This is a genomic window from Oceanobacillus rekensis, from assembly GCF_002153375.1.
GTDB lineage: Bacteria > Bacillota > Bacilli > Bacillales > Amphibacillaceae > Oceanobacillus > Oceanobacillus rekensis.
Window position 1 is genome coordinate 222,487 of the sequence record NZ_MTBQ01000002.1, and the last position, 13,569, is coordinate 236,055.

The following is a 13,569-nucleotide window of genomic DNA, read 5'->3' on the forward strand; positions in this document are numbered from 1 at the left end:
GCAAATAGATGGACTAAGGAGAGTGAAAAAATGAGTGAGAAGGAATTAAAAGAGAAAACTGATGGTGTCCCTAACTCGAAGGTACGTACTTTAAAGGGCGTGTTTAGTACCATTATTTCAGTTGTTGCAATTGGAATGTCAATCTTTCACCTATACACAGCATTTTTTGGTGTGTTTGAGTCAATTTTGCAACGATCTGCACACATTGGATTTGCTTTGATTCTTATATTTGCCATCTATAAACCTAGTAAAAAAGCTTCATCAGGTGAAAGTATTCCTTGGTATGATTGGTTATTGATCATATTAACTATAGTATCCTACTCCTACTTTGTCTTTAACGCACAAGAGATTCAGTCTCGTATGAGTTACATTGAAACGTTGACAGGCTTCGAGATTGCGCTTGGGATAATAGCTGGTTTGGTCCTGATTGAAGCAACTAGACGAGTGATTGGAAATACGCTTGTTATTCTTTCGTTATTATTCTTAGCCTATGGTTTTTGGGGACACTTGTTACCAGGTGCGTTATCTCATCGTGAATTTACAACGATGTGGATTATTGACCACTTATACTACACAGTGACAGGTGTGTTCAGTACACCACTTGGCGTATCAGCAACGTTTATTTTCTTATTTATTCTATTTGGGAAATTCTTAGAAGTATCTGGTGCGGGTAAGTTCTTTATTGATCTATCTGTTGCTGGAATGGGGAAATATCGTGGTGGTCCTGCAAAGACAGCAATTGTCGCTAGTTCTATACTAGGAACGATTTCTGGAAGTGCGGTTGCGAACACAGTAACAACTGGAGCGTTTACCATTCCATTAATGAAGAAAACGGGGTATAAGAAGGATTTCGCTGGAGCCGTTGAGTCAGTGGCATCCACTGGTGGGCAAATTATGCCACCAATCATGGGAGCATCAGCGTTTATTATCGCTGCCTATTTAGGTGTTCCTTATATGGATATTGCTATTGCAGCCATTATTCCAGCTCTTCTTTACTATTTATGCTTATATGTTCAAGTTGACTTACGTGCGAAACGGATTGGACTTGTAGGTTTAAACAAGGAGGATTTACCTAGTACTTGGGGAGTGCTCAAAAAGGGGTTTATGTTTTTTATTCCTCTTCTTCTAATTGTTGCTTTGTTAATAGCTGGTAGTTCTCCAATGAAGGCAGGATTATATGCAATTATTGCAACGATACTAGTTGCTGCAATTAGTAAAGCTAGCAGACTTTCATTTAAAACAATTATTAAAGCGCTAGATTTAGGCGCTAAGGCATCGCTTGAAACCGCAGTTGCCTGTGCCGCAGCTGGGTTGATCATCGGGATGATTGGTTTAACTGGTATTGGCTTGAAATTCAGTGGTATCATCATTGACCTATCGGGCGGGATCTTAATTTTTACCCTTATTTTCACGATGATTACAAGTATTATTTTAGGAATGGGACTTCCAACAGTCGCTGCATATCTTGTACAAGTACCATTGACAATACCCGCTTTAATCGAATTAGGGGTAACACCATTAGCTGCGCATATGTTCGTATTCTATTTCTCTGCACTATCAGCAATCACTCCACCGGTTGCATTGGCTGCATTTGCAGCGGCTGGAATAGCGGGTTCCGATCCTATGAAGACTGGATTTAATGCAGTAAGACTAGGGCTTGCAGCGTTTATTGTTCCTTATTTATTCGTTTATGGGGAAGAGCTTTTATTAGTTGGTTCGGCACCAGCAATTATTTTATCAGTCATCACTGCAATCACTGGGATTGTCGGTATTGCCTGTGCAGTAGAGGGGTGGTTGTTACGTCACGCGTTTTGGTATGAGAGGATAATCTTATTTATTGGTTCTCTATTAATGGTCATTCCTGGAATATATACAGATATTGCTGGAGCGATTATTATGGTGTTCATTTATCTATTACAACGAAATTTCCGAAAAGATTTATTGGTGCTAGACACATATGGTGAAGATGCGAAGGAGATGTATTAATGGAACGAGTAACCGTTGTTGGATCTGGTTTAATGGGAAAAGGAATTGCATATAGTTGTGCAATCTCTGGGTATACCGTTTATTTAAATGACATTAATGAAGAGGTCCTTCATCGGGCCGAGAAAGATATCACTCATTTGCTAGAAAATAGTTTGGAGAAAGGATATTTAAGTGAAGAAGCATATCAACACGCAACAGCAAACATTCATTATGAAGTAGATCTTGAAACAGCTGCAAAGGGTTCTGGACTAGTTATAGAGGCTGTATTAGAAAAAATGGACTTAAAGATTGATATCTTCAAGAAATTGGACAAAATTTGTAAACCAGATACAATTCTTGCCACCAACACATCTACAATGAGTCCAACAGAAATTGGTGCGCAAACTTCACGACCAGATCGAGTTGTTGCCATGCATTTTTTTAACCCAGTACACAAAATGAAATTAATCGAAGTCATACGTGGATTAGAAACATCCGATGAAACAGTTGCCTTTGTAAAAGAGCTGGCATCATACTTAAATAAAGAGGCGGTAGAAGTTAATGAATTCCCAGGCTTTGTTACATCGAGAATGAATTGTCTAATCGGAAATGAAGCAATGAACATGTTGATGGAAGGGGTAGCAAGTGCAGAGGATATTGATAAAGCATTAAAGCTAGGGCTGAACCATCCAATGGGACCACTGGAACTTGCTGATCTAGTCGGACTTGATACGCGTTTACGGAATATGGAGTATTTATATGAAACGTTAGGTGAGAAATATAGACCTTGCCCACTCTTAGTGAAGTATGTAAAGGCAGGTAGATTAGGAAAGAAAAGTGGAAAAGGTTTCTTTGAATATAGGTAAGGAGTGCAGCTGATGGAACAATCTAATTATGTTGAAGCAGTAATTGAAAGCGGTATCTACTGGCTTACTTTAAATCGAATCGAAGCTCGAAATGCGCTTGACTCAAATATGTTAGATGAAATCGAAAGAGCATTTGGTGAGGCAGAGAAAAATCAAGATGTGAAAGTGATTGTTGTTCAAGGTGCGGGTGGAAAGTCATTTGCTGCAGGTGCAGACATTAAACAGTTAAATGCTAAAAAACCGTTAGAGGCACTAGTTCCGGGGATGCAAGGACTATACCGAAGAGTTGAGAATTGTAACAAGGTAACGATTGCAGCTGTTGATGGGTACGCATTAGGTGGGGGATGCGAGCTTGCACTAGCTTGTGACATTCGAATGGCAACGAACCATGCAAAGTTTGGCTTACCTGAGTTGAACCTTGGAATTATTCCCGGAGCTGGAGGTACACAACGTCTTTCAAGAGTAATTGGAAAAGGCCGCGCCTTAGATATGATATTAACTGGAAAAATCATCGATGGCGAGGAAGCAGAGCGAATTGGTCTTGTTACCTACTACGTTCAACGAGAGAAATTGAAAGACAAGATAGATGAAGTTTCAGGTCATATCCTAAAGAAAGGCCCCATCGCTATCCAATTAGCGAAGCACGCCGTCAATAAAGGTTACGACCTAGATATCGAAACGGCATTATGGATTGAAAAGCTATCCCAAGCTGTTGCTTTTGGGACAGATGATAAACAAGAAGGAACAGCGGCTTTTATCGAAAAAAGGCAAGCTGAATTTCAAAATAAATAAAGGGAGATGTCAGATATGGATTTTGAATTTACAGAGGATATTAAATTTTTAAGAGAGAACGTAAGGAAATTTGTGAGAGAAGTTGTTGAACCAGTAGCAATGGAAATCGAGGAGAAGGATCAAATTCCAGAAAGTATTGTTGATCAATCAAAGGAAATGGGGCTGTTCAGTTTAAGTATTCCAGAGGATTATGGTGGGCTTGGCCTTGATATGGTTGGTAAATGTGCAATCTATGAAGAACTTGGTAAAACACATAACGGTTATACAACATTAATTGGAGCACATACCGGGATAGGTTCTGTCGGAATCGTTGAACTCGGTACAGAGGAGCAAAAACAAAAGTACCTGCCCAAAATGGCGTCTGGGGAATGGATTGGTGCGTTTGCGTTAACGGAGCCGAGTGCAGGATCGAATGCCGCTAATCTGAAGACTACAGCTGTTCGTAAAGGTGATAAATATATTCTTAACGGCTCGAAACACTATATCACGAATGCAGTAGACGGTCATGTATTTACGGTGATGGCAGTTACAGATCCTTCTAAAGGAGCAAAAGGAATTACATCTTTTATTGTTGAAAAAGACTTTCCGGGATTTATGCTCGGTAGTGTTGAGCAAAAAATGGGGCTAAGAGGTTCACATTCAGCAGAGCTATTCTTCGAAGACATGGAAGTTCCAGTTGAGAATGTCTTAGGAGAAGAAGGAAGAGGGTATATTAATGCCCTAAAAATTCTTGCAAATGGTCGTGCGGGTTTAGCAGCGCGGAACCTAGGTTCTTGTGAAAGATTACTAGAACATTGTTTGTCCTATGCTAGTGAGCGGGAACAGTTTGGAAAACCAATATTAGAGATTCAAACTGTACAAAACATGTTAGCTGAAATCAGTATGCAAATCGAAGTGTTACGTTCCATGACTTATCGGGTTGCATGGATGACAGATCAGAACCAACGTGTCGTGAAAGAAGCAGCAATTGCCAAACTATTCGGTTCAGAAGTTTACAATAAAGTAGCGGATTTAGCAGTGCAAATACATGGTGGAATTGGTTATATGAAAGATTATCCTATTGAAAGATATTATAGAGATGCAAGAATTACTAAAATCTATGAAGGAACCTCTGAGATACAAAGAAATATTATTGCAAGTGAATTAATTAGAAATTTAAAGAAGAAAGAAGTTAAATTATGATGAAGGAATCCTATATTATTGGCTCTGTCCGAACGGCAATTGGCAAAATGGGAGGTACATTAAAAAATGTTCCCGTCGATCACTTAGCAGAAAAGGTTATTCGTGAAGTGTTACAAAAGTACGGACCTAATGTAGCAGTTGATGAGGTAATTATTGGGCAAGCGAAACAAAGCGCGGATACATCAAATCTAGCAAGGCTGGCTGCTCTCCGTGCTGATTTACCTGTTTCTGTTACAGGTTATACTGTTCATCGTCAATGTGGGTCAGGATTACAAGCGATTAATAATTCGGAAATGCAACTTAAACTAGGATTATCCGATGTCGTCGTAGCAGGTGGTGCAGAAAGCATGAGTACTGCTCCGTACTACATTCGCAATGCACGCTATGGTTATGGAGCAGGCAATGGACTGCTACTTGATCCAAATACGGAAAGTCAACCGTGTTCACAGCCAGTGGGAAAATACGGAAATTTAACAATGGGACAAACGGCAGAGAATTTAGCAGTGAAATATAATATTTCCCGAGTGGAACAAGATGAATTTGCCTATCGTAGTCAGGAATTAGCGGATCAAGCGATTAAAGAAGGGCGATTTAAGGAAGAAATTGTTGCGGTTGAAGTGAAAGATCATAAGAAGACAATTTCTTTTGAGGTGGATGAACATCCAAGACTTTCTTCGATTGAAAAATTAAGCACACTTAGACCCGTCTTTAAAGAAAATGGTTCAGTTACTGCAGCAAACTCCAGTGGCAGAAATGATGGTGCAGCAGCGATATTAATGATGAACGAAGCTAAAATGAATAAGTACGGTTTAAAACCGAAAGCAAAAATTATTGCGCAAGCAGTTAGTGGTGTTTCCCCGGAGATTATGGGGATTGGACCGGTAGAATCCACTCAAAAAGCCCTAAAACAATCTGGTTTATCAATAAACGATATTGGTTTAATCGAGTTAAATGAAGCATTTGCAGCGCAAGCATTATCGGTAATTAAAGAGTCCGGTATGGACATCAGTCGTGTGAATGTCAATGGTGGAGCAATCGCTCTTGGACATCCTATTGGGGCTACAGGAGCAATCTTAATGACAAAATTACTCCATGAAATGGAACGAAGAGGCGAAAGATACGGACTAGTTACGCTTTGTATTGGTGGAGGGCAAGGAATTTCTACTATTATAGAATATCTTCAATAAGGAGAGTAGCTGGCAGTTTATACTGCCAGCTTATTATAAATATAAAATGCATAAATAAAGAGGAAATATGTATTGAAAATAATGGGGAAATTGCATGGTTAAAGTGAAAGTAGTCCAATGTCAAAAGGAGGTAACCAATGCACATCGTACAGATTCTCCCTATGTATCATCCAGATGGAGAGGAATTATTAAATCGATTAGCTTATGTAACCAAGTTCGAACAATTTGATGAATCAAAAATTATCCGTTTTTTAAATAATCATGTTGTTGATGGCATTATACTACGGGCTCCAGCGAAAATCACTCCTGCTATTCTTGATGCGTGTCAACATGTAAAGGCAATATCTGGAGCGGGTGTTGGACTCGATAATATAGACGTCGATTATGCAACAAGAAAAGGCATCCCAGTACTTCACGCACCGAAAATAAATAGTCAAGCAACAGCGGAACATGCTATCAGTTTAATCCTTGCTACTATGAAAAATATTGTGACATTTCATAAGGAAACGAAAAAAGGTAATTATGACTATCGCGACGGAAAATTCACGATTGAGCTCAAGGATAAAAAACTAGGTCTAATAGGATTTGGATCCATAGCCCAAAAAGTTGCGAAAATAATGAGATATGGTTTTGAAATGGATGTATTGGCTTATGTCCGCAATAATCATCTTGAAAGGCAGAAAATTGCTGACTCTATCGATGTTAACCTTACAACTTCCATGGAACAGGTATTTCGCGAGTGTGATGTTATAAGTTTGCATATACCGTTAACGGATGAAACTAAAGAATTAATTGACAGCGATTTTTTTAACTTAATGAAGCCAAACGCTGTATTGATTAATACTGCTCGTGGTGGGATTGTTCATGAAAAAGATCTTGTGGATGCATTGAAAAATAGAAAGTTTCTTCGGGCAGGTGTTGATGTATTTTCCAATGAACCACCTTCATCAAGTCATCCTTTTTTCGAAGTGGAACAAATCATTGTTACCCCACATATCGGTGGAATTAGCCAAGAAGCTGCAAAAGCAACATCGGAGATTATTGTTAAAAACCTTATAAAAGCAATAGATGGGGAAGATATGCATACAATTGCAAATAGGCAACGATAACTCACTAAAGAAAGGAATGGGGAGTCGATGAATAATCACTTAGAAAATGCACGACAAGATTTCGAACAAAGTGCATATTGGAACTTTATCGGTTTAAGCTTGAACGAATTAAATGAAGGTTTTGCATCACTTACATTACCCATTCTGCCCTCGTTTTTAAATGTGAGAAATACCGTGCATGGAGGGATATATTTTTCTATTATGGACACTACGATGGGGCTTGCATCACGTTCTCTTGGATATGATGAGGTTGTGACAATCCAATTGAATACGCAATTTATAAAGCCGGCGGTTGACGGAGTATTAATATCTGAGGCAACTATAATAAGCAAATCTCGCTCGACAGCACTAGTTGAAGGAAAACTTTTCGATGGGAATGGAAATCTTATAGCACATAGTACTGGTACGTTTAAACTAACAAAAATGGTAGAACAATGAGTATACAATGTTTGAAAGATTTCGCTAAGCGGGTACTCCCAATCCAAAAAAGCGGTAGGTTTCCAAGCTGTTAACTGTTTGGCGTCTATTGGCTATTGGAATTAGCAAAACGATGTATTTTTTATTGATGAAGTGATTGGAGCAGAAATCATAATTTTTTTCACGTTAGGAAGAACGCTGTACCATGAACAATATATGGAACGGTGAGCAGACTTATTCAAGAAGCTGTGATTGGACTAGAATCCCCCAGTTATAAGAGCGGGTGTTTTTCCACTGTTAATCACTTCTTGCTACACTCGCATTGGATTGTAAGATGTTCAAATGGATGCACAATTTCTTTGTTCAAAGAAACCAATACTCATCAATAAATTAAACACAAATCTTTTACATGCTGGAAACCGATACATTCTGGTAAATAAAAAATAGGAAAATCGGCAAGAAGTTGAAAGAATGATAAGTCATAGAGTTAGCTGAAGTTTAAACAAAGAATGTAACACTTGTTAAATGTTCCCCCATATTTTAATCCGATGAAGATACTCTTCAAGAGAATCCGAATGAGTATGAAGACCATCTAAAAATGTTAAATCAATTACATAGAAAGGGGAGATTCTTTAATAATGTATGACGATTTCAAAGGGAAAGTTGTTGTGATTACCGGGGCAGCGAAAGGAATTGGATTTGCAATTACGAAGCAGTTTGGAGAGAAGGGGGCACATGTTTGCCTGCTCGATCAAGATGAAGTTGGTTTACAATCCGCAATAAAGGAGCTAGATGTTTTAGGTATTTCCAATGAGTCATCAACTGTAGATATCACAAATGAAAACGATGTGAAAGAAATCTTTGCACTTCTCGGAGAAAAACTTGGAAAAATTGATATTCTCATTAACAATGCGGGGATTACTCGAGATAATTTGCTCTATAAAATGACAATAGATGAATGGACAAAGGTGGTGGATGTTCATTTAAAAGGGACGTTTTTATGTAGTAAATATGCGCATGTTTGGATGGTTAAAAATAATTATGGACGTATCATTAACTTATCATCGGTTTCTGCACTCGGTAATCGAGGTCAGGTAAATTATTCGGCCGCAAAGGCGGGTATACAAGGTTTTACAAAAACCCTTGCTATGGAACTGGGTAGATATAACATAACGGTGAATTCTATTGCACCTGGATTTATCGTTACTGATATGACGAAATCTGTAGCTAATCGGTTGAATATATCATTTGATGAGTTGAAGAAAACAAAAATTAGTCAGATTCCAGTTAGACGAGTTGGTAAACCTGAAGACATTGCCAACGCTGCTTGCTTTTTTGCAAGTGAATTATCATCGTTCGTATCTGGTCAAGTGCTCTATGTAGCAGGTGGACCTAAAAATTAAGGAGGTTATTATGAAGGAATGGAAAATTGCACTAATTCCAGGTGATGGAATAGGGCCCGAAGTAGTTGCAGAAGGTGTAAAGGTACTGAAAAATATAGAGAAGATAGATGACACGCTTTCGTTTCAATTTCATGAGTTTCCTTGGGGGTGTGAGTATTATTTAGAAAATGGCAAAATGATTGCTGAAGATGGAATGGAACAATTAAAAGATTATGACGCAATCTATCTTGGGGCAGTGGGCTATCCAGGCGTTCCCGATCATATATCACTTTGGGAATTACTACTACGAATACGAAAAGGATTTGATCAATATGTTAATTTGCGCCCAGTCACATTGCTTAACCGTGAATTATCACCGTTAAAAGAAAAAACTGAAGAGGATATTGATTTTCTAGTTATTCGTGAAAATAGTGAAGGGGAATATGCAGGGGCAGGAGACTGGTTATTTAAAGGGAAGCCTGAAGAAGTAGTTTTACAGACAGGAGTCTTTTCCCGTAAAGGAACCGAGAGAATCATTCGTTATGCCTTTGAAGAAGCGCGTAAGCAAAAAAAATCACTAACGAGTATAAGTAAAGCGAATGCCCTTAATTATTCCATGGTTTTCTGGGATGAAATATTTGTCGAGGTTAGTAAAGAATATCCAGATGTTGCAACATTTTCCTATTTAGTTGACGCAGCTAGTATGTTCTTTGTGATGCAGCCTGAACGATTTGAGATTGTTGTCACTTCCAACTTATTTGGAGATATTCTTACGGATATTGGTGCTGCAATAACTGGTGGAATGGGTCTTGCAACGGGGGCAAATATAAATCCAGAAAGAAAATTCCCATCCATGTTTGAACCTGTACACGGTTCGGCACCAGACATTGCTGGAAAAGGTGTAGCCAATCCAATCGCAGCGATTTGGTCCGTTGCCCAAATGATGGAACATTTTGGTGAAGACTTATGGGGTGATTTAATCGTAAATACGATTAAAGAGTTGATAAATGAGAAAAGAGTTCTCACCCCAGACCTCGGTGGTAAGTCTACTAGTTCTGAAGTTGGAGATTATTTTGTTCAGAAGTTAACTAATGCTACCGTGAATAAATAATCATTATTATGAGAGCTGGGATGGTATGATGCGCTTTTTTTTGATCATGAGTATGTGTGTCTTATATATCATCCAGGAAATTATATCAACGGATGTGTTAAATAGTATATACATGGTTGTTTGTATACTCGTTTTTCTTATTGCCTTTTTTCCTTTGCATAGAAAAGGAAAGATGCTCGTAGGTTTTCTCTTTGTAATGGGAATTATTATTCATTACTTTCAAGGCAATCGGGCTTTAGAGCTGTTCAGTGGTATTACACAAAATTTAGCATTATTAAGTATCATTTTACTGGCGCCCCTTCTTTCTATACCGTTGAAACGAGAGGGAGTTATTGATGGAGTAGTTACAAAGTTGGATGAACAGAAGAATAACGAGAGAAGAACCTTTTATGGAGTAAGTACTTTTATGATGTTTTTAGCGCCTATTCTCAACATGGGTGCTTTACGCATTGTACACGGATTTGTGGAGAATTTGCATATTTCAGCAAAACTCCTTTCCCGCTCCTATTATGGGGGATTTACTCCTGCAGTTATTTGGTCACCATTTTTTGCATCGGTGGGTATTGTGTTATATATCGCGGAGTTATCCTATTTGTCTTATATGCTAGTGGGTATTACCTTTGCCTTCTTGCAAGTGGTAATTGGAATTATCTTGCTACGTCCGGAAAAAGGAAATAAGGAAAAAGTTCAGAATAATCCAACAAATAGATCGGCAGATAGAAAAAACGTATTTTTGTTAATTGGATTTGTTTTTGGGCTGTTAGCTTTACTCATCATAGAGGAGGCAATAACTCATCAACCAATGCTTTTATTGGTATGTTTAAATTGTCTCCTCATTCCCTTCTTATGGGTGATATTTCGTCGGAAGTTTAGTGAAATGAAAAGTGAATTGCGTATCTATAAAGATCGAGTTACGAACAAATCGAATATGGAAATGGGAATATTCTTAGGTGCTGGATTATTCGGCAATGCACTTGTACAAACGAGTATTGTGGATGTTTTACAAAATGTCATTGTTTGGTCTTCTGAAGGTTCTATTTTCTTTTTATTTTTGTTTGTTATTTGCTTTATAACATTAATGGCGGTTATTGGTATTCATCAAATAATTGTCGTACCAATTATATTAACAATTCTTCTGACGTCTGACATTAATATAAGCATGTTGGCAGCTGCATTTATGTGTATTTTTTCTTGGATGTTGTCTTCAGCGATTAGTCCACTTAATGCTTTAAATATTATTATCAGTTCTTGTGTGAGAAAAGATGGTTTAACAGTCGCATTTAAATGGAATGGAAAGTATTTCTTTGGGGTTACAGGGATGGCCTTTATATATGTTTATTTCTTAAACGTTATTGGTTAATTCAACCAACAATCATTAATTCAATTACAATCACATCACTAATGGAAAGGAAGTGAACATAAACGCATGAGTCAAAGCCTTTTAAAAGCTATAAAAATATTAGATTGTTTCTCTACAAAATCACAACTATCCCTTATTGAAATAGTAGAGTTATCTAATTTACCAAAGACAACAGTGTTTCGCCTCGTTTCTTCATTGGAAGAAGGGGGATTAATTGTTAAAGTAAAGAAAACGAGCCATGACGTTACATTTCGTTTGGGCTTAAAGTTATTGGAATATGGAAACCTTGTGAATGAGCAAATAGAATATCTAAAACTAGCCTTACCACATATGAGAAAACTGAATGAAGAGTTAAATGAATTAGTCCACCTAACCGTATTAGAAAACAATGAAGCTGTTTATATAGAAAAAATTGACAGCACGAAACCTGTTCGCTTAGTGATTGAAAAAGGCAGAAGATCTCCTCTGTATGCTGGTTCTGCTCCAAAATTATTATTAGCAAAAATGGATGATATTTCTTTGCACAATTACTTAAGTGTCGTAGCGTTTGAAAAGATTACAAAAAATACGATTAAAAGTTTCGAGGATTTAAAAATAGAGATCCAAAAAATTAGAAAAAATGGCTACTCTATCAGTCGAGCGGAGCATTTTAAAGATACGATGGGCTTTTCCTTTCCGATTTATGATAGTAATGGGAACACTATTGCAGCTTTAGGTGTGAGTATTCCATTAACAGATTACTCAGAGGAACGTGAAAAAGTAATCTTAGAAAATATAAGGATGTCCGCACAGAATTTTTCTTTGGAGTTAGGATATAAGCTTATTAAGCTCCAAGATTAGCGGTAATTACTAAAAAAAATAAAACGAAGGGTGATAGAAGTACTTTCTACTAATCATGATTCAGATGAGGCAATTCTTTACTATTCATAAAGTAAACTCTGCATAATTAATAAAAGAGTGTATTTTAAAATACGGCATACACATAAACTACTGGATTTATGGATAGTTTATCCGTTGTTTTATAAGAAAATGCCACAAAGTATGTTTACTTTTTTCTATTTTAACTTACTAAAGCTAGATCTAACTCCACTGAGGATGGAAAGCCTTTAAAATAATAAGTTGCTTTCCATCTCTTTTTTATCTCGATCTATAATCCTTTCACATCCAACGTCCGAATAAAACTAATAAATGCGTTCACAATATTCATCTTAAGCGTTTCCTCATGATAATACATCCATGTTTTGCGTGTAATCGGGTCCCCCACATGATTGTATAAAGGCTTGGTGATAAGTTCTGGGTTAGGACGGACTACTAAGTCTGCTAAAATAGCATAGCCTAATCCATTGATAACCATTTCTTTACAAGTTTCCACTTGATTGACTTGAATATTTATATAGGGGCTTTGATTATAATTGTTGTACCACCAACGATCTACAATATCCTTCATTCGTTCATCCGTAAAATAATCGATACGCGGTAAGGAAGGAAGAGTTTCCCATTCGAAATCCCATGGAGAAGCGACGCAAATATTCTCTTCATAGAGTAATTCTTTTTGCTCCTTCCAGGGATAGTCACCTTTAATAAAGCTAATATGTACATCATTATTCAAAATTAACCGATGCATTTCACTGCTCCATCCTGAGACAACTTGGAATTCTACGTTCGGATATTCCTGTTTAAATAAACGCAGCAATTTAGGCATTTTATTTAGAGCCAAAAAATTAGAAACTCCTACTCGAAGCGTTCCCGCGACTTGATTTCTCATATTATTTAATTTTTCTTCAATTTTCCTTTGTTCCTTTAGCATATTTTTAGCATGTTCTGCAAGTTTTTCTCCTTCTGGATAGCTATGTTTTGGCATTGTGTTTTTTGTTCGAATTATTTTGAACGGTGGGGGCGAATTAAAGGGACCGACTACTATTTCGCGGTTTTGTGCTCACTGTCATGTGAATAATCAGTTTCTTAAGGTTTAACAAAAATAGCTTTGAGCAATAACAGACTCCCTATGGGCGATTCCGTTTATATTTATTTTCATTTTTCATCTTCGTTTTGCCCTTTGTCATGGAATATAACCTCCCTTTTTTGGCAGATAGAAAAGCATAAAAACTTCCAATCTGCATAAGTGCAACTAAAGATTGTCACTTAAAAATGTGATGCCAACCATGTTTTCTAAAAGTTTGCTTCATTTTATTGAAAAA

General features: G+C 37.4%; 12 protein-coding genes. 11 read left to right on the forward strand and 1 reads right to left on the reverse strand.

From position 1 onward, the window contains the following. The first annotated feature begins 30 nt into the window (after positions 1-30). The 11 genes from BV906_RS05040 (at position 31) to BV906_RS05090 (ending at position 12,211) form a co-directional block, all read left to right on the forward strand. Positions 31-1,986: a TRAP transporter permease gene (locus BV906_RS05040; RefSeq protein WP_087972356.1), complete on the forward strand. Its 1,956-nt coding sequence runs from the start codon at positions 31-33 to the stop codon at positions 1,984-1,986. After that, on the forward strand, positions 1,986-2,831 hold the full coding sequence (locus BV906_RS05045; RefSeq protein WP_087972357.1) for a 3-hydroxyacyl-CoA dehydrogenase: 846 nt from the start codon (positions 1,986-1,988) through the stop codon (positions 2,829-2,831). The genes BV906_RS05040 and BV906_RS05045 overlap by 1 nt, the downstream gene beginning before the upstream one ends. Positions 2,832-2,843: 12 nt before the next feature. Continuing rightward, positions 2,844-3,623 carry an enoyl-CoA hydratase/isomerase family protein gene (locus BV906_RS05050; RefSeq protein WP_087972358.1) on the forward strand — a complete coding sequence of 260 codons (780 nt, stop codon included), beginning with the start codon at positions 2,844-2,846 and terminating at the stop codon, positions 3,621-3,623. Positions 3,624-3,638: 15 nt separating this feature from the next. Beyond that, the gene (locus tag BV906_RS05055) at positions 3,639-4,805 is read left to right on the forward strand and encodes an acyl-CoA dehydrogenase family protein (RefSeq protein WP_087972359.1); all 1,167 of its coding nucleotides are present in this window, start codon (positions 3,639-3,641) and stop codon (positions 4,803-4,805) included. Beyond that, on the forward strand, positions 4,805-5,992 hold the full coding sequence (locus tag BV906_RS05060; protein ID WP_087972791.1) for a thiolase family protein: 1,188 nt from the start codon (positions 4,805-4,807) through the stop codon (positions 5,990-5,992). The genes BV906_RS05055 and BV906_RS05060 overlap by 1 nt, the downstream gene beginning before the upstream one ends. Positions 5,993-6,129: 137 nt before the next feature. Continuing rightward, complete coding sequence (locus BV906_RS05065) at positions 6,130-7,101, forward strand: hydroxyacid dehydrogenase (RefSeq protein WP_087972360.1); 972 nt, start codon at positions 6,130-6,132, stop codon at positions 7,099-7,101. Positions 7,102-7,128: 27 nt separating this feature from the next. Next, complete coding sequence (locus BV906_RS05070; RefSeq protein ID WP_087972361.1) at positions 7,129-7,539, forward strand: PaaI family thioesterase; 411 nt, start codon at positions 7,129-7,131, stop codon at positions 7,537-7,539. Between the two features lie 617 nt (positions 7,540-8,156). Further along, positions 8,157-8,921, forward strand: coding sequence for an SDR family oxidoreductase (locus tag BV906_RS05075; protein WP_087972362.1), 765 nt, complete (start codon positions 8,157-8,159; stop codon positions 8,919-8,921). A gap of 10 nt (positions 8,922-8,931) precedes the next feature. Continuing rightward, the gene (locus BV906_RS05080; protein WP_087972363.1) at positions 8,932-10,011 is read left to right on the forward strand and encodes a tartrate dehydrogenase; all 1,080 of its coding nucleotides are present in this window, start codon (positions 8,932-8,934) and stop codon (positions 10,009-10,011) included. Between the two features lie 46 nt (positions 10,012-10,057). After that, the gene (locus tag BV906_RS05085; RefSeq protein ID WP_245843902.1) at positions 10,058-11,371 is read left to right on the forward strand and encodes a hypothetical protein; all 1,314 of its coding nucleotides are present in this window, start codon (positions 10,058-10,060) and stop codon (positions 11,369-11,371) included. 66 nt (positions 11,372-11,437) lie between these two features. Then, entirely contained in the window at positions 11,438-12,211 is a 774-nt protein-coding gene (locus BV906_RS05090; RefSeq protein WP_087972365.1) for an IclR family transcriptional regulator, read from the forward strand. Between the two features lie 307 nt (positions 12,212-12,518). Here BV906_RS05090 and BV906_RS05095 read toward each other — a convergent pair whose 3' ends face one another. Continuing rightward, positions 12,519-13,232, reverse strand: a complete 714-nt coding sequence (locus BV906_RS05095; RefSeq protein ID WP_087972366.1) for a substrate-binding domain-containing protein — start codon at positions 13,230-13,232, stop codon at positions 12,519-12,521. Between the last annotated feature and the right edge of the window lie 337 nt (positions 13,233-13,569).